Below are 15,301 nucleotides of genomic sequence, written 5' to 3'. Positions count from 1 at the left end.
GGCCGCTCGAAGCGGCTGATTTTGGGACCCGGGGCTGCCGCGGCCCGGCATGCACGTTCATTGTAACGACCGGCCCCGGGGCGGCATTCCAGGTTCTCCTCAGATTCCGACCCTAGGTTGGTCCGGTGACGTCCTACGAGCCCGAGGCAGACGGTCAGCCCGACCCCGGTGAGGTGGTGTGGGGCTGGGTGCCGTTCGAGGAGGACCCGAGCCAGGGCAAGGACCGCCCGGTGCTGCTGATCGGCCACACCGAGATCGAGGGCGTGGAGTACTGGGCCGGGCTCATGCTGACCAGCCAGGACCACGACCGCGACGCCGCGGACGAGGCACGGCACGGCCGGCACTGGATGGACATCGGCACCGGCGCGTGGGACGACGAGCACCGGCCGAGCGAGGTCCGCCTCGACCGGCTGATCATCCTCGAGGACGCCGCGATCCGCCGCGAGGGCGCGGCGGTCACCCGCGAGGTCTTCGACCGCGTCGTGGCCGAGGCCAGGCGCTTCCACGCCATCAGGTGAGCGCCCGGCGGAGGGCTCGGACTGCTGTCGGTGGGCGGTCTGTAGGGTGGCGCGGGCCGAGAGGAGGGCGGGGCGTGCAGCGCAGGTGGGTCGTGGTGCCACTGGCTCTCGTGCTGGGTGCGGCCCTGGCCGGGTGCACCGGTGACGACGACCCCGACCCCGCGCCGCCGTCGCCCACCCGGGCCGTCTCCAAGGTCAACCTGACCTTCGGCGTCTGGGGCACCAAGAAGGAGACCGACGCCTACCGGTCGGTGGTCGACACCTACAACGCCTGGCACGCCGCCGAGAAGGTCAAGGTCAAGGTGGAGGCCTACGGCACGCACGACGACCTGATGACGGCGATCGACGGCGGCGACGTCCCTGACGTGTTCCTGGTCAGCCGCGGCGACCTCGCCGACCTCCGCGAGCGCAACCTCAACCAGCCCATCGGCAACCTCCTCGACGACCGCGACGTCGACTTCGGCGACGGCTACTCGCGCCCGGCGCTCGAGGCGTTCTCCGGAGACCGCGAGCTCCAGTGCATGCCCTACGGCATCTCGCCGATGGTCATCTACTACAACACCAAGCTCGTCGACTTCGAGGCGATGGCCGAGAAGGGCCTCGACGTGCCGAACGTCGACAACGAGGACCTCGCCAAGAAGCCGACCTGGACCCTCGAGCAGTTCCAGACCGCCGCCGACTACGCCAGCCGCCCGCGTCGCAACATCGGCGGCTTCTTCATCTCGCCGACCGTGCGCGGGCTGGCGCCGTTCATCTACTCCGGCGGCGGGCAGGTCTTCGACAACGACGAGGAGCCCACCTCGCTCGCCTTCTCCTCCGACGACACCAAGTCGGCGCTCGAGGAGGTGCTGCCGACGCTGCGCGACCCCAAGCTGACGCTCTCGGCCGACATGCTGTCGCAGAAGACCCCCCTCGAGTGGTTCCGCGAAGGCAAGCTCGGCATGATCGCCGGCACCCGCGACCTCGTGCCGGAGCTGCGGCCCACCGGCGTCCTCGACTGGGACGTCATGCCGATGCCGGTGGTCGACGACGCGGCGACCATCGGCGACCTCACCGGCATCTGCATCTCGAGCGAGACCGCCGACGTGGCCGAGTCGGCCGACTTCCTGGTCGACTTCATCTCGACCGAGTCGGTGAGCGCGGTCGCGGCCGCGGGCTACCTCGCCCCGGCCAACACCGAGGTGGCGCTCTCCGACGCCTTCCTCCAGGTGGGCCGCACGCCGGTGCACTCGGGCGTGTTCAACAACAGCGTCAAGTACATGCGGATTCCGCCGCTGCTCACCAACGGCGCCGACCTCGAGGCCGCCGTCGCGGCGCCGCTCAAGCAGCTGATGGAGGTCGAGGTCGTCGACCTCGACGTGCTCACCGAGCAGATCGACGAGGCGTCGCGCAGCGTGCTGGCGCCGCCCGAGGACCCCGACGCCCCCGACCCGGGCGGCACCGAGTCGCCCGGCGCCGACGAGCCGGACGCGGACGACGACTAGTCCGCGTCGTCGGTCCCGGTGTCGGCTTCGGTGTCGGCTTCGGTGTCGGCTTCGGGCTCCGGCTCGGCGGCAGGCGTGTCGGCCTCCAGGATGGCCCTGGTGACGACCGGTCCGGCGAGCCCGATCTGCCAGGCCCGGGCGCCGAGCCCGGCGAGCGCGGCGTCGACCGCCGCCGCGAGCGACGCCGGGTCCCGGGTCGAGGGCGGGGACCAGAGCACGCGACGCAGGTAGTCGGGGGTGAGGAGGTTCTCCACCGGCAGCCCCTGCTCCTCGGCCAGCTCGCCGAGCGCGGCCCGGGCGAGGGTGAGCCGCCGGGCGGCGACCGGGTCGCGGTCGACCCAGGCGCGGGGGAGCGGTGGGCCGTCGGAGCGGGGGGACCGGGTGGGCAGCTCGGACTCGTCGAGGCCGGCGACGTCGCGCAGCGCGGCGACCCAGCGCGAGGCGTAGCGCTCGGCCCCGCGCCCGTGGAACCCCTTCACCGCCAGCAGCGAGTCGCGGTCGGACGGCATGGCCTGCGCCGCCGCCACGATGGCCGCGTCGGGGATGATCCGGCCGGGGGTGACGTCGCGGCGCTCGGCGAGCTCGTCGCGGGTCTGCCACAGCGCGCGCACCGCCGCGAGCCCACGGCGCCCGCGGATGCGGTGCATCCCCGACGTACGCCGCCACGCATCGACCCGCGTCGTGGCCTCGAAGGACAGGAGGCTCTCGAACTCCTGCCGGGCCCACTCGTCCTTGCCCGCCTCGACGAGCTGGGCCGCCAGGGCCTCGCGGAGCTCCACCAGCACCTCGACGTCGAGGGCGGCGTACTCCAGCCAGGGCTCGGGCAGCGGCCGCCGCGACCAGTCGACGGCAGAGTGCTCCTTCTTCATCCGCCCGCCGAGCACGGTCTCGACCAGGGTGGCGAGGCCGACGCGGGGGTAGCCGAGCAGCCGGCCGGCCAGCTCGGTGTCGAACAGCGACCCCGGCCGGAGGCCGACCTCGGCCAGGCAGGGCAGGTCCTGGGTCGCCGCGTGCAGGATCCAGTCGGTGCCCTCGAGGGCCGCGGCCAGCGGGGCCAGCGACTCGAAGGCGATCGGGTCGACCAGCCAGGTGCCGGCACCCTCCCGGCGCAGCTGGATGAGGTAGGCGCGGCTGGAGTAGCGGTACCCCGAGGCGCGCTCGGCGTCGATCGCGACCGGGCCGCTGCCGGCAGCGAGCGCGGCGCACGCCTCGGCGAGCGCGGCGTCGGTGTCGGTGATCGCCGGGAGGCCGTCGCGGAGCGTGAGGAGCGGCCGCTCGGGCTCCTCCGGCACGTCGTGGCCGGGCCCGCCGGCGTCGTGCTGCTGGTCGGCGTCCGGCATCAGCCGCGCTGCCCCCGGCGGCTCGGGATGACCGCGACCCCGTCGGGCACGGGCGGCAGTCCCACGGCCGTGCAGAGCAGCTCGCCCCAGGCCTCGACGTGCGGGCCGACGTCGAGCTGCGCCCTCGACGTCGCGGTGCCGAGGGCACCGGCGGGTGCGAGGGGGGTCCACGAGGCACGGATCTCAAGCTGGGCGGCGGCGCTGTCGTCGGCCATCCCGCCGAAGCTCTCGGTCGCCACCTTCGTGACCGTGCCGGAGGCCATGTGGAAGGCCGCACCGTGCGCCTCGAGGGCGTCGGTCAGCCAGGTCCAGCCGACCGCTGCCAGCATCGGGTCGGTGACCAGGTCGACGTCGATCTCGGCCCGCGCGTAGGCGACGCAGCGGAACTCGCCGTCCCAGGCGTCGTTGCCCTGCGGGTCGTGGAGCAGGATGATCCGACCGGTGCCGACCTCGTCGCCGTCGACCGTCACGTCGGCGGAGAGGGCCGCCGCGAACGGCGCGATGCGCTGCGGCGCGGGCATCTCCTCGCAGTGGATCTCGGGACGGAGCCGGGCCGCACGCATGGTCTCGACGGCCGCCACGAACTCCGGCGGCTCGCCGTCGGCACCCGCTCCCGGGCGCGTCTCCTGACGCACGACCATGCGCACACAGTATGTGTGGGCGCTGATTCTCGATGCCCGAACACGCCGTACGGCGCCCCGCCCGCCCGCGCGCACGCGGGATTGGGAGCCCTGGGCACCGCCTGACAGGCTGGAGCTGTGAGCACCCCCGCCAACCCGATCCTGACGAGTGCGTTCATGCGGGCGGTGCGCGGCGAGCCCGTGCCGCACACGCCGGTGTGGTTCATGCGGCAGGCCGGGCGCTCGCTGCCGGAGTACCGCAAGCTTCGCGAGGGCGTCGGGATGCTCGAGTCGTGCATGGACCCCGACCTGGTCACCGAGATCACCCTGCAGCCGGTGCGCCGCTACGGCGTGGACGCCGCGATCTTCTTCTCCGACATCGTGCTGCCGCTCAAGGCGGTCGGCGTCGACCTCGACATCAAGCCGGGGGTCGGGCCCGTCGTCGCCACGCCGGTGCGGACCCTCGACGACGTCGCCGCGATCCCCGACCTCACGCCCGAGCACGTCCCGTTCATCACGCAGGCGATCGGCCAGCTCGTCGCCGAGCTCGGGAGCACGCCGCTGATCGGCTTCGCCGGCGCGCCGTTCACCGTGGCGTCGTACCTCGTCGAGGGCGGGCCGTCGCGCGAGCACGCACTGACCAAGGCCATGATGTTCGGCGCCCCGGAGGTCTGGGACGCGCTGATGCGCAAGATCGCCGGCGTCGCGGCGGCCTACCTCGAGGTGCAGGTCGCGGCCGGCGCCTCGGCGGTGCAGCTCTTCGACTCGTGGGCCGGCGCGCTCACGCCGCGTGACTACGCGACCCACGTCCAGCCGCACTCGACAGCCGTCCTCGCCCGCGCCGGCGCACTGGGGGTGCCGCGCATCCACTTCGGCGTCAACACCGCCAACCTGCTCGGGCTGATGGGCGAGGCGGGCGGCGACGTCGTGGGCGTCGACTGGCGGACCCCGCTCGACGTCGCGATCGGTCAGGTCGGCGACCGAGCGGTGCAGGGCAACCTCGACCCCACCCTGGTCTTCGCGCCCACCGAGGTGATGACCGCGCGCGCGGCCGAGATCATCGAGGCCGGTCGCGCGGCCCGCGGCCACGTCTTCAACCTCGGGCACGGCGTGCTGCCGAGCACCGACCCCGACCAGCTCCAGCGGCTGACGGAGTTCGTGCAGTCCTACCCTCTCTGAGACTTCCGTTCCGACCGCTTGCGCGTGGTCACCGTGGGTCGGCTCGGCTCGGGCGCCGCTGGCGGCTCGGTCGGCTCGGTCGGCTCGGTCGTCGCGACGGACGGTGCCGGCTCGGGCGGAGCGACGGTCTTCTTCGCCGCAGCCTTCCTGGCGGTCTTCTTCGCCGGCACCTCCTCGGCCGACTCCTCGGCCGTCTTCCGGGCTGACTTCTGAGCCGACTTCTCGGTCGACTTCCGGGTCGCCTTCTGGGCCGACTTCTCTGCCGTCTTCTGGGCGGCCCTCTTCGACGGCCGGTTGCTGCGCAGGCGCACCCGCGCGGACCCGCCGTCGGGCTGCTCGACCTCGAGGTAGTCCTGCGCCCGGACCAGGTCGATGAGCTTGCCCGCGCCGTAGTCCTTGACCGAGAACGACGGCTCGACGCGCGTCACGTGGTTGGCCACCGACGACAGCGACGCCCACCCGTCGTCGTGGGCGGTGCCGGTGACCGCCCGCTCGAGGAGCCGGCGCAGGTCGGGGATGCTGCGCTGCTCGGCGTCTTCGCCGGACGTCTCGTCGCCACTGCCGCCGTCGTGCAGGTCCTCCAGGAAGATGAAGCGGTCCACCGCCTGGCGCAGCGACTGCGGGGTCTTGCGCAGGCCCATGCCGTAGACCGTCCGTCCGGAGCCGCGCAGCCGGATCGCGAGCGAGGTGAAGTCGCTGTCGCTGGAGACCAGCGCGAACGCGTCGACGTTTTCGGAGTAGAGCAGGTCCATCGCGTCGATGATGAGCGCGGAGTCGGTGGAGTTCTTGCCCGTGGTGTTGGCGATCTGGAGCATCGGCTGGACGGCGAACTTCGGCAGCTCGCTGCGCCAGCCGTTGAGGTGGGAGTTGGTCCAGTCGCCGTAGGCCCGCTTGACCGTCGGGACGCCGTACTTGGCGACCTCCTCCAACAGCGCCTCGGCGTGCTTGGGGGAGGTGTTGTCGGCGTCGATGAGGACGGCGATCCGGACGTTCTCGGGTGACGGCACCCCCCGAGACTAGGCCGTGGCTAGGCCGCCGCCGGTGTCCGCCGCCGCAGACGCCGGACCAGGGGCCAGCCCGGGACGGCCAGGACCAGCGCGAGGGCCAGCCACGGCAGCAGCGCGCCGGCCACCGTCGAGCCGCCGACCAGGAACGTCTTGAGCGCACCCCAGCCGTCGGACAGCCCGGAGAGGAAGCCCGTGGCGTCGTCGTCCTTCGGCTCCGGCTTGGTCGCGGAGCGGGTCCGCTCGACCGCCAGGGTGATCGTCGACATCGAGGTCTGGTCGGCGAGGTAGCGCTGCTGGGCCTGCAGCGAGGCGAGGTCGGCCTGGCGGCGGGAGAGCTCGGCCTCGATGCTGACGACGTCCTTGATCGTGGTGGCGTTGTCGAAGAGGACCTGGATCCGGTCGATGCTGCGCTGCTGGGCCTCGACGCGGACGTCGACGTCGAGGACCTGGGTCGTGACGTCGGCGGTCTGGTGCTTGGAGGAGATGAGCGTCGCGACGCCCTCGAGCTCGGTCATGGCGTCGTCGAAGTCGGCGGTCGGGATCCGCAGCACCATGCGCGAGCGCAGCGGGACGCCTTCCTTGTCGGTCTCGGTGTCGTCCTCCGACACGGTGCCGCCATGGGCGTCGACGACCTTGCGCACGTCGAAGACCGCCTGCCCGACGTCGCCCGACCTGAGCTGGACGTTGCCGGTCGAGATGAGCTTCTGCTGCTCGACGGGCGCGGCGGCGTCGTCGCCGCCCTGGGACGAGAGCGCGGCGCCCTCGGCGCCCGCGTCGGACGCGTTCTCGTCGAGGGCCGGGCCCGCTGGCTCGGCCGCGACCGCGCGGTCGGCGGAGGCGCCGCCGGAGTCACCTGCGGAGCCGGCGTCGTCGGACGTGGAGGAGCAGCCGCTGAGAACGACGAGGACGACCGCGGCCCCCGCCGCGGACGCCGTGCGCAGGAACCTGACCCGGGTGCTGCCGGGTCGTCGAGTCGCCACCATGGCGACTCGGACGGGGTGGCGTGCCGGTCGGTTCCGGACGTGTCCGAACCGTGATCCGCTGCGGATGGGTTAAAGTGCAGTAGTCGAGTCGAATTACAGGACACAAGGAGGCGCCCGTGCCGTCAGCAGTCGTCGTCGGGAATCCCAAGCCGGGCTCCCGGACCCTCGCGGCCGCGACCTACGTCGCCCGCGAGCTGGCCGGTGGCGAGCCGGACCTGGTGGTCGACCTGGCCACGCTGGGGCCCGCGCTGCTCGACTGGCAGGACCCGGGGGTGGCGGCGCTGGTCGCCGAGGTCGGCGCTGCTGACCTGGTGGTGGTGGCCTCGCCGACGTACAAGGCGACGTACACGGGGCTGCTCAAGCTGTTCCTCGACCGCTTCTCGACCGACGGGCTGCGCGGTGTGGCGGTGCCGCTGATGCTCGGAGCGGGGCCCGCGCACGCGCTGGCGCCGGAGCTCACACTGCGCCCGCTGCTCGCCGAGATCGGCGGCACGACGGTCCGCGGCCACTACGTCGTCGACAGTCGGCACGACGACCCGGCGGCGTACGCCGAGTGGCTGGCCCGGGTGCGCCCGGTCGTCGACGCCCACACACGTGTGCAGGCCGGGGCGCGGACGGGGGTGCCGGCGTGAGGCTCGGGCCGCTCACCACCAACCAGGACCTCGACCCGGCCCGGCTGCGCGCGGCGTTCGGGACGTTCCCCAGCGGTGTCGTCGCGGTCGCGGCCGAGGTCGACGGTCAACTGACCGGCCTCGCGGCCAGCTCGTTCACCTCGGTCAGCCTCGACCCGCCGCTGGTGTCGTTCTCGGTCGCGAACACCTCCAAGACCTGGCCCGACCTGCGGCGCGCCGCGCACCTCGGCCTCACCGTGCTCGCGGCCGGCCACGGCGAGGTCTGCCGGCGGCTGGCAGGCCCGGTGGCCCACCGCTTCGACGACGTCGCGGTCACCTCGTCCGAGGATGGCGCGGTCACGCTCGACGAGGGCCTCGCGCGGTTCGACTGCACGGTCTACCGCGAGGTCGAGGCCGGTGACCACACGATCGTGATCCTGCGCCTGCACGCCGTCGAGACGCTGCCCGACGGCGGCGACGCCACGCTGCCGCTGATCTTCCACCGCAGCGGGTTCGGACAGCTCTCCCGACCGGCTTGAGACTCCTCGTGCCGCCCCCGCCTGCACCCGGCCGGGGCGGCACGAGGTCTGCAGGGACACACTGGGCGCGTGCGAGTGGTCGTCGTGGGCGCTGGGCTGGCCGGGCTGACGTCGGCCCACGCGCTCACCGGCGAGGGGCACGAGGTCACTGCGCTCGAGGCGTCCCCGGCGGCGGGCGGCAAGCTGCGGCGCGCCGAGGTCGGTGGCGTGCTGGTCGACGTCGGCGCCGAGGCGATGCTCAACCGGCGGCCCGAGGGCGTCGCGCTGGCCCGCGAGCTCGGGCTGACCGTCGAGCACCCGACGGTCGCGTCGTCGCGGATCTGGACGCGGGGCGCTCTCCGCCCGCTGCCGCGCTCGCTGATGGGCGTGCCGCTCGACCTCGAGCAGCTGCGGTCGTCGGGCGTCCTCTCCGAGGGCGGCGTCCAACGGGTCGAGGCGGAGCGCGATCTCCCGCCCACGGACCCGGATGAGGACGTCTCGGTGGGCGACCTCGTCGACGCGAGGTTCGGGCCGGAGGTCACCGACCGGCTGGTCGAGCCGCTGCTCGGTGGCGTCTACGCCGGCCGCGCCCGCGCAATCTCGGCGCGGGCCGCGGTGCCCCAGCTCCTCACGATGGCGGGCAGGGGGTCGGTGCTGGCGCAGGCGGGCGAGATCGCGACGACCTACGACCTGCCTGTCTTCGCGGGCCTCCCGGGCGGGATGGGCCTGCTGACCGACGCGCTGGCCGCGCGGATCGACGTGCGCCTCGGCGAGACGGTCCGGGAGCTGGTGCGGACGGCCGCCGGCTTCGCCCTGACGGTCGGCCCGACCACCGAGCCGCGGCGCGTGGACGCCGACGCCGTCGTGGTCGCCACGCCGGCGGCGCCGACCGCGCGCCTCCTCGAGCGGGTCGCGCCGGCAGCCGCGACGGAGCTGGCCGCGATCGAGTCGGCGTCGGTCGTCGTGGTGACCTTCGCGTTCCGAGCGGCCGACGTCTCCGGCCTCGACGACTCCTCGGGTTTCCTGGTGCCGCCGGTCGAGGGCCGGGCGATCAAGGCGTCGACGTTCTCGTTCGCGAAGTGGGGCTGGGTGCGCGAGGCGGGTGCCGCCGAGGGGCTCGTCCACCTGCGCACCTCGTTCGGCCGCCACGGCGAGGCGGAGGTGCTGCAGCGCCCGGACGCAGACCTGGTGGCGCTCTCGCTCGCCGACCTCGCGGACGCCGTCGGACTGACCGCCCGGCCGGTCGACACGCACGTGCAGCGCTGGGGCGGCGGGCTGCCGCAGTACGCCGTCGGCCACCTCGACCGCGTCGCCCGCATCCGCGCCGCGGTCGCAGCCGTGCCCGGCCTGGCCGTCTGCGGAGCGGCGTACGACGGCGTCGGCGTCCCGGCCGTCATCGCCTCCGCCCGCGCGGCCGCCGCGTCAGCGACCCGACCCCCCTCAACCGACCACTGACCCGTTGCCCGGGTCGGCGGTCAGTGCGGGCGGAGCTCGACGCAGCACTCGCCGGGGCGGGGGGCGAGCTCGGTGGCTACTCGGTCGCCGGCGTCGAGTCCCTCGACCATGCCGGCGAGGTAGGCGCGGTTGAGTCCGCACACCAGGGCGGGAGCCACGCCGGCCATCGGGTGGAACGGGCAGTTGCGCAGCCGCACCGAGCCGTCCTCGCGGAATGGCTCGAAACCGTGCCGCGCCAGCAGGTCGGCACTCGTCGCCAGCGCGCGCTCGGCTCCCACCCTGCCCCCGCGCACCCGGGCGCGCTCGGCCGCGCCCAACGCAGTGCCGCGCTCGTGGGCCACCCGCAGCACGGCGTCCTCGGCCCGCTCGTCGTCGCGCTCGGTCGTCACCGCCTCGACCAGGATCGAGGCCAGCAGCTCGGGGCTCCGCTCCGGCACGCGGACCGCGATGTCGTCGGCCGCGGGCTCGTAGCGTCGCGGCGCCCGCCCGACCCGCCGGACGGCACCGGGTGTCTCGAAGCCGGACCGGAGCACGCCGAGCTCGACCAGCTTGTCGAGGTGGAAGGCCGCCAGCTTGCGCGAGATGCCGACCGCGGCAGCGGCCTCCTCGCGGGTGACCGGCGACCCGGCGCCGCGCACGTGCTCGTAGAGCGCGCGGCGCACGTCGTCGTCGAGCGCCGCGATCGCGGCCACCGCTGCCCGGTCCATGCCCCTCATTGAACCAACGACTACTGGTTCATGAGAATCCCACGCACGTATTGACTTTGACTGAAAATAAAACCAGTCTTCGTTAGTGAAAAGGAACGGAGACTGATGACTGCCACCGCTGCCCTCCGGGTGGTGCCGCCCACCGCCACGATGGACCTGTCCGCCGCGGAGCGCGCCGCCGCCGACCTGCTGCACGCCCTCGGGATCGAGACCGACACCGAGAGCCTGCGCGGCACCCCGGGCCGGATGGCCCGCGCCTACGCCGAGCTGTTCAGCGCGCCCGAGTTCGACCTCACGACGTTCCCCAACGACGAGGGCTACGACGAGCTCGTGCTCGCGCGGTCGATCCCGCTGCGGGCGGTCTGCGAGCACCACCTGCTGCCGTTCATCGGCGTCGCGCACGTGGGCTACCTGCCCGGCGACCGGATCCTGGGGCTCTCCAAGCTCGCCCGCGTGGTCGGCCACTTCGCCGCCCGGCCCCAGGTGCAGGAGCGGCTGACCACCCAGGTCGCCGGCTGGATCGAGGAGCAGCTCGCGCCGCGGGGCGTCGGCGTGGTCATCGAGGCCGAGCACACCTGCATGACCCTGCGCGGGGTGCAGGCGCGTGGCACCACGACCGTGACCTCCACGCTGCGCGGCGTCCTCCGCGCCGACCCGAGGTCGCGCCAGGAGTTCTTCGCACTCACCCGGATGGAGGCCCGACGTGACTGAGTCGCCCGAGAGCGTCGTGATCGTGGGAGGAGGGCTGGCCGGCGCCAAGGCCGCCGAGGCCCTGCGCGAGCGCGGGTTCGCCGGGCCGGTGACCGTGCTCGCCGCCGAGGACGAGCTGCCCTACGAGCGACCGCCCCTGTCCAAGGGCTACCTCGCCGGCAAGGACGAGTTCGCCAAGGCGCTCGTGCACCCCGAGGGCTGGTACGCCGACCACGACGTCGAGCTGCGCCGAGGCACCGAGGTCACCGCGATCGACCGCGCCGCGCACGAGGTCGAGCTGGCCGACGGCAGCCGGCTCCACTACGGCGCGCTGGTGCTGGCCACCGGGGCCGAGCCGCGGACGCTGGCGATCCCCGGCGCCGACGGGGCGCTGACCCTGCGGACGCGGGCCGACTCCGACCGGGTCCGGGGGACCTTCGGCGAGAGGCGCCGCCTCGTCGTCATCGGCGCGGGCTGGATCGGCCTCGAGGTGGCGGCCGCCGCGCGCGAGGCGGGCACCGACGTCGTGGTCCTCGAGGCCGCCGAGCAGCCGCTCCTCGGTGTGCTCGGCCCCGAGCTGGGCGCGGTCTTCGCCGCACTGCACCGCGAGCACGGTGTCGACCTGCGGCTCGGCGCGCGGATCGCCGAGGTCACGCCGTCCGGCGTACGCCTGGAGGACGGCGAGGAGATCGCGGCCGACGCCGTCGTCGTGGGGGTCGGGGTGCGTCCGCGCACCGAGCTCGCCGAGGCGGCCGGGCTCGAGGTCGAGGACGGGGTGCTCGTCGACCGGTCGCTGCGCACCAGCGACCCCGACATCTACGCCGTCGGCGACATCGCCAACCACGACCACCCCGTCCTGGGCCACCGGGTGCGTGTCGAGCACTGGGCGACCGCGCTGAACCAGCCCGCCACCGCGGCGGCGGCGATGATGGGCGAGGACGCGGCCTACGACCGGCTGCCCTACTTCTTCAGCGACCAGTACGACCTCGGCATGGAGTACGTCGGCCACGCGTCCCGCGACGACACCGCCCGCGTGGTCACCCGCGGCGACGTCGGCGCGCGGGAGTTCGTGGCGTTCTGGCTCGACGAGGGCGACCGGATCCTGGCCGCGATGAACGTCAACGTCTGGGACGTCCCCGACGCGGTGAAGCCGCTGATCGCCGCCGGCACCGTGGTCGACCCCGAGAAGCTCGCCGACCCGGGCACGGCGTATTCCGACGTGGCGGCCGGTTAGGTGACTCAGGTCGTCGGGCGCGTAGGCCACCCCGTCCTCGTGCCCGCCCGGGCGGCACAATGGACCTCATGAGCGAGGGCCAGTCGAACGCCGCGCGGATCCGCGAGATCAATGACTCGATCCGCTACACGATGTGGTCGGTCTTCCGGCTCGCCGACGTGCTCGGCGAGCAGGACCGGACCGCCGAGGGCGCCGAGGTCGAGAAGCTCTTCGCGGCGCTCGCGGAGGAGGACGTCGTCGTGCGCGGCGTCTACGACGTCAGCGGGCTGCGCGCGGACGCCGACCTCATGGTCTGGTGGCACTCGTCCGACTCCGAGGCGCTGCAGGCGGCCTACCACCGGTTCCGCCGCACGGCGTTCGGCCGCCGGCTCGCGCCGGTCTGGTCGCAGATGGCGCTGCACCGGCCCGCGGAGTTCAACCGCAGCCACGTCCCGGCGTTCCTCGCCGACGAGCAGCCGAAGCGACACGTGTGCGTCTACCCGTTCGTGCGCTCCTACGAGTGGTACCTCCTCGAGGACGACGAGCGCCGGGCGCTGCTCGCCGAGCACGGCAAGATGGCGCGGGACTACCCCGACGTGCGCGCCAACACCGTGGCCAGCTTCGCGCTCGGCGACTACGAGTGGATCCTCGCCTTCGAGGCCGACGACCTGTCTCGCATCGTCGACCTGATGCGGCACCTACGCGGCTCGGAGACGCGGCGGCACGTGCGCGAGGAGGTGCCGTTCTACACCGGCGCGCTCGTCCCCGTCGCCGAGCTGGTCGACCGGCTGCCGTAGTCCGGCCCGGCGGGCGTCCCCGCGTGCGGGCGTCGCCGCAACAGTGCAGGGACGTGTGGGAACGTCGGGACGTGAACGCGCGTCAGAGCATCATGCGGACCCGCTTGTCGCTGCTGGCTGCCCTGACCACCCTCGTCCTGGCCGGGTCGGCCTGCGGCGACGAGGGCTCCGACGACGTCGCGCGCGACCCCACGCCGTCCGCGCCCTCGGGGCCGCCCGCCGCGGCGGTGCCCGACGGTCCGGTGCGCACGCGCGACCTGGCCACGGTGATGGACACCGGGTCGCCGGAGCTGTGCCTGGGGCCGGTGGCCGAGTCCTACCCGCCCCAGTGCGGCGGGCCGGCGCTCCTCGGGTGGGACTGGGCCGAGCACGCGGGCACCTACGACGAGCAGGGCGACATCCGCTGGGGCACCTACGCCGTCACCGGCACCTGGGACGGCACCGCCTTCACCGCGACCGACGCCGTCCCCGGCGCGCTCTACGACCCCGCGATGCCGACGCCGACCCCGACGCCGAGCCCCGCCACCGCCCACTCCGACGCCGAGCTCGAGCAGATCGCGACCGAGCTGCAGGCGGCCCCGGGCGTGCTGGGCGCCTACGGCGGCGAGGGGAGCGAGGGTCATGTGCTCGTCGACGTCTACTACGACGACGGGACGCTCCAGACGTGGGCCGACGCGACGTACGGCACGGGCGTGGTGCTCGTCAGCGCGGCGCTGGTGGACGCACGGTGAGCCGCGCCCGGTCGACCGCGGCCGCCGGTGTCGTGCTGCTGGCCGCCCTGGTCGGGGGCTGCGGCGACGAGGTCGGGAGCCGGGCCTCGAGCGAGCCGCCGGGCGCGCCGACGACCACACAGACGACCACGCAGGCAAGCACGCCACCCGGCCGTCCGACCGCGGTGCCGGCCGCGGCGGGCGAGGTGACGACGGTCGTCCCCGTGACCGTGCTGGACGACGGCGGCGGTGCCGAGCTCTGCCTCGGCGGGGTGCTGGACTCCTATCCGCCGCAGTGCGGCGGTCCGCGCCTGGTCGCATGGGACTGGGCCGACCACGACGGCCAGTACGACACGTCCGGCGACGTGCGCTGGGGCGACTTCGTCGTCACCGGCACCTTCGACGGGACCTCGGTCACGCCGTCCGAGGTGCGGGCGGCGGCCGAGGTGGACGACCTGCCGATCCCGGAGGACGACGACGAGTTCGCGACGCCGTGCGCGGAGCCCGCCGGCGGGTGGCAGCCGACCGACCCCGCGAAGGTGTCGATGGACGACTTCAACACCGCCATGACGACGGCCGAGCAGCTGGACGGCTACGCGGCCACGTGGGTCGACCAGTCGATCAACCCGGTCTACGGCCACGTCGACACCTCGTCGCTCGCGGACATGGGCAAGCTCAACGACCCCGCCCTCGAGGTCCTCAACGTCACCGTGACCCACGACGCCGACGCGGCCGAGCGGCAGCTGCGGGCGGTCTACGGCGGCCCGCTCTGCGTGACCGTGGCCGCGCACAGCGCCCGCGAGCTGCAGTCCGTCGCCGGGGACATGGAGGGCCTGCCCGGGGTGCTGAGCTACGGTCCCGGCATCGAACAGGTCGAGGTGTCGGTGACCTACGACGACGGGTCCTACCAGGCGTGGGCGGACGCGGCGTACGGCGCGGGCGTGGTGCTCGTCAGCTCGGCACTGGTCGACGTGACGGACCAGGAGCGCTAGGAAGCGTCCGCGCCGTCGGCCGGCTCGAGGGTCAGGCTGATCGAGTTGATGCAGTAGCGGTCGCCGGTGGGCGTGCCGTAGCCGTCGGGGAAGACGTGGCCGAGGTGCGAGCCGCAGTTGGCGCAGCGGACCTCGACCCGCTTCATGCCGAGGGTGTTGTCCTCGATGTACTCGATCGTGTCGCTGATCGGCTGGTAGAACGACGGCCAGCCGCAGCCGGAGTGGAACTTGGTGTCGGACTCGAAGAGCTTGGCGTGGCAGGCCTTGCAGGAGTAGACGCCCTTCGTCTCGGTGTCGGTGTAGGCACCGGTGAACGCCCGCTCGGTGCCGGCCTGACGGAGCACGGCGTACTCCTCCGGGGACAGCTCCTCGCGCCACTGCTCGTCGGTCTTCTGCACGGCGTACTCCATGCCTCAAGGGTAATGAAGGCCACAAAGGCGGGTACCGCTGTTGACACGCTGGGAGAACACTCGTTCA

The 15,301-nt window shown here is 73.5% G+C and carries 17 protein-coding genes; 11 read left to right on the top strand and 6 right to left on the bottom strand.

What is annotated here, in order from left to right; genetic code table 11:
* The first annotated feature begins 125 nt into the window (after nucleotides 1-125).
* Both G514_RS26040 and G514_RS0110250 read left to right on the top strand, forming a co-directional pair.
* The gene (locus G514_RS26040; RefSeq protein ID WP_051247279.1) at nucleotides 126-518 is read left to right on the top strand and encodes a type II toxin-antitoxin system PemK/MazF family toxin; all 393 of its coding nucleotides are present in this window, start codon (nucleotides 126-128) and stop codon (nucleotides 516-518) included.
* Nucleotides 519-592: 74 nt separating this feature from the next.
* Nucleotides 593-2,002 carry an extracellular solute-binding protein gene (locus G514_RS0110250; RefSeq protein ID WP_036564452.1) on the top strand — a complete coding sequence of 470 codons (1,410 nt, stop codon included), beginning with the start codon at nucleotides 593-595 and terminating at the stop codon, nucleotides 2,000-2,002.
* On the opposite strand, the gene G514_RS26035 is transcribed toward G514_RS0110250, so the two are convergent.
* Together G514_RS26035 and G514_RS0110240 are read right to left on the bottom strand one after the other, a co-directional pair.
* Entirely contained in the window at nucleotides 1,999-3,342 is a 1,344-nt protein-coding gene (locus G514_RS26035) for an HRDC domain-containing protein (RefSeq protein ID WP_084151982.1), read from the bottom strand. The genes G514_RS0110250 and G514_RS26035 overlap by 4 nt on opposite strands.
* Nucleotides 3,342-3,983, bottom strand: a complete 642-nt coding sequence (locus G514_RS0110240) for a DUF3000 domain-containing protein (RefSeq protein WP_028651676.1) — start codon at nucleotides 3,981-3,983, stop codon at nucleotides 3,342-3,344. Before G514_RS0110240 ends, G514_RS26035 begins: the two co-directional genes overlap by 1 nt.
* A gap of 156 nt (nucleotides 3,984-4,139) precedes the next feature.
* On the opposite strand from G514_RS0110240, the gene hemE reads away from it, so the two are divergent.
* On the top strand, nucleotides 4,140-5,141 hold the full coding sequence (gene hemE, locus G514_RS0110235; protein WP_084151994.1) for a uroporphyrinogen decarboxylase: 1,002 nt from the start codon (nucleotides 4,140-4,142) through the stop codon (nucleotides 5,139-5,141).
* Here hemE and G514_RS26030 read toward each other — a convergent pair.
* Nucleotides 5,129-6,148, bottom strand: coding sequence for an NYN domain-containing protein (locus G514_RS26030; RefSeq protein ID WP_084151980.1), 1,020 nt, complete (start codon nucleotides 6,146-6,148; stop codon nucleotides 5,129-5,131). The genes hemE and G514_RS26030 overlap by 13 nt on opposite strands.
* Before the next feature lie 20 nt (nucleotides 6,149-6,168).
* Nucleotides 6,169-7,128 carry a DUF4349 domain-containing protein gene (locus G514_RS0110225; protein ID WP_169576390.1) on the bottom strand — a complete coding sequence of 320 codons (960 nt, stop codon included), beginning with the start codon at nucleotides 7,126-7,128 and terminating at the stop codon, nucleotides 6,169-6,171.
* 119 nt (nucleotides 7,129-7,247) lie between these two features.
* Between G514_RS0110225 and G514_RS0110220 the strand changes: the two genes are divergently transcribed.
* From G514_RS0110220 to hemG, 3 genes are all read left to right on the top strand, one after another.
* The gene (locus G514_RS0110220) at nucleotides 7,248-7,763 is read left to right on the top strand and encodes an NADPH-dependent FMN reductase (protein ID WP_028651673.1); all 516 of its coding nucleotides are present in this window, start codon (nucleotides 7,248-7,250) and stop codon (nucleotides 7,761-7,763) included.
* Nucleotides 7,760-8,281, top strand: coding sequence for a flavin reductase family protein (locus G514_RS0110215; protein WP_028651672.1), 522 nt, complete (start codon nucleotides 7,760-7,762; stop codon nucleotides 8,279-8,281). The genes G514_RS0110220 and G514_RS0110215 overlap by 4 nt, the downstream gene beginning before the upstream one ends.
* 69 nt (nucleotides 8,282-8,350) lie before the next feature.
* Nucleotides 8,351-9,715 (top strand): protoporphyrinogen oxidase, encoded by a 1,365-nt coding sequence (gene hemG / locus G514_RS0110210; protein WP_051247278.1) that lies wholly within the window; start codon nucleotides 8,351-8,353, stop codon nucleotides 9,713-9,715.
* Nucleotides 9,716-9,735: 20 nt separating this feature from the next.
* Here hemG and G514_RS0110205 read toward each other — a convergent pair whose 3' ends face one another.
* The gene (locus tag G514_RS0110205) at nucleotides 9,736-10,422 is read right to left on the bottom strand and encodes a helix-turn-helix transcriptional regulator (RefSeq protein ID WP_028651670.1); all 687 of its coding nucleotides are present in this window, start codon (nucleotides 10,420-10,422) and stop codon (nucleotides 9,736-9,738) included.
* Between the two features lie 105 nt (nucleotides 10,423-10,527).
* On the opposite strand from G514_RS0110205, the gene folE reads away from it, so the two are divergent.
* From folE to G514_RS29140, 5 genes are all read left to right on the top strand, one after another.
* Entirely contained in the window at nucleotides 10,528-11,133 is a 606-nt protein-coding gene (gene folE, locus G514_RS0110200) for a GTP cyclohydrolase I FolE (protein WP_036564447.1), read from the top strand.
* Nucleotides 11,126-12,346, top strand: coding sequence for an NAD(P)/FAD-dependent oxidoreductase (locus G514_RS0110195; protein WP_028651668.1), 1,221 nt, complete (start codon nucleotides 11,126-11,128; stop codon nucleotides 12,344-12,346). The genes folE and G514_RS0110195 overlap by 8 nt, the downstream gene beginning before the upstream one ends.
* A gap of 68 nt (nucleotides 12,347-12,414) precedes the next feature.
* On the top strand, nucleotides 12,415-13,122 hold the full coding sequence (gene hemQ, locus G514_RS0110190) for a hydrogen peroxide-dependent heme synthase (protein WP_028651667.1): 708 nt from the start codon (nucleotides 12,415-12,417) through the stop codon (nucleotides 13,120-13,122).
* A 71-nt stretch (nucleotides 13,123-13,193) separates the two neighbouring features.
* Nucleotides 13,194-13,853 (top strand): hypothetical protein, encoded by a 660-nt coding sequence (locus tag G514_RS0110185; protein ID WP_051247277.1) that lies wholly within the window; start codon nucleotides 13,194-13,196, stop codon nucleotides 13,851-13,853.
* On the top strand, nucleotides 13,850-14,824 hold the full coding sequence (locus G514_RS29140; RefSeq protein WP_051247276.1) for a hypothetical protein: 975 nt from the start codon (nucleotides 13,850-13,852) through the stop codon (nucleotides 14,822-14,824). The genes G514_RS0110185 and G514_RS29140 overlap by 4 nt, the downstream gene beginning before the upstream one ends.
* Here the strand turns inward: G514_RS29140 and msrB are convergent.
* Complete coding sequence (gene msrB, locus G514_RS0110175; protein ID WP_028651665.1) at nucleotides 14,821-15,234, bottom strand: peptide-methionine (R)-S-oxide reductase MsrB; 414 nt, start codon at nucleotides 15,232-15,234, stop codon at nucleotides 14,821-14,823. The two genes, G514_RS29140 and msrB, sit on opposite strands and share 4 nt — an antisense overlap.
* Between the last annotated feature and the right edge of the window lie 67 nt (nucleotides 15,235-15,301).

This window comes from Nocardioides halotolerans DSM 19273 (genome assembly GCF_000422805.1).
Classification (GTDB): Bacteria; Actinomycetota; Actinomycetes; order Propionibacteriales; family Nocardioidaceae; genus Nocardioides; species Nocardioides halotolerans.
Note: the sequence above shows the minus strand (reverse complement) of the source record. Positions and strands in the feature narration are given on the sequence as shown.

What these genes read in the sequence shown, in the direction of transcription:
- hemQ (WP_028651667.1), top strand. Translation starts at nt 12,415, where the DNA reads ATGAGCGAGGGCCAGTCGAACGCCGCGCGGATCCGCGAGATCAATGAC.
- G514_RS0110240 (WP_028651676.1), bottom strand. Translation starts at nt 3,983, where the DNA reads ATGGTCGTGCGTCAGGAGACGCGCCCGGGAGCGGGTGCCGACGGCGAG.
- msrB (WP_028651665.1), bottom strand. Translation starts at nt 15,234, where the DNA reads ATGGAGTACGCCGTGCAGAAGACCGACGAGCAGTGGCGCGAGGAGCTG.
- G514_RS26035 (WP_084151982.1), bottom strand. Translation starts at nt 3,342, where the DNA reads ATGCCGGACGCCGACCAGCAGCACGACGCCGGCGGGCCCGGCCACGAC.
- folE (WP_036564447.1), top strand. Translation starts at nt 10,528, where the DNA reads ATGACTGCCACCGCTGCCCTCCGGGTGGTGCCGCCCACCGCCACGATG.
- hemE (WP_084151994.1), top strand. Translation starts at nt 4,140, where the DNA reads ATGCGGGCGGTGCGCGGCGAGCCCGTGCCGCACACGCCGGTGTGGTTC.
- G514_RS0110205 (WP_028651670.1), bottom strand. Translation starts at nt 10,422, where the DNA reads ATGGACCGGGCAGCGGTGGCCGCGATCGCGGCGCTCGACGACGACGTG.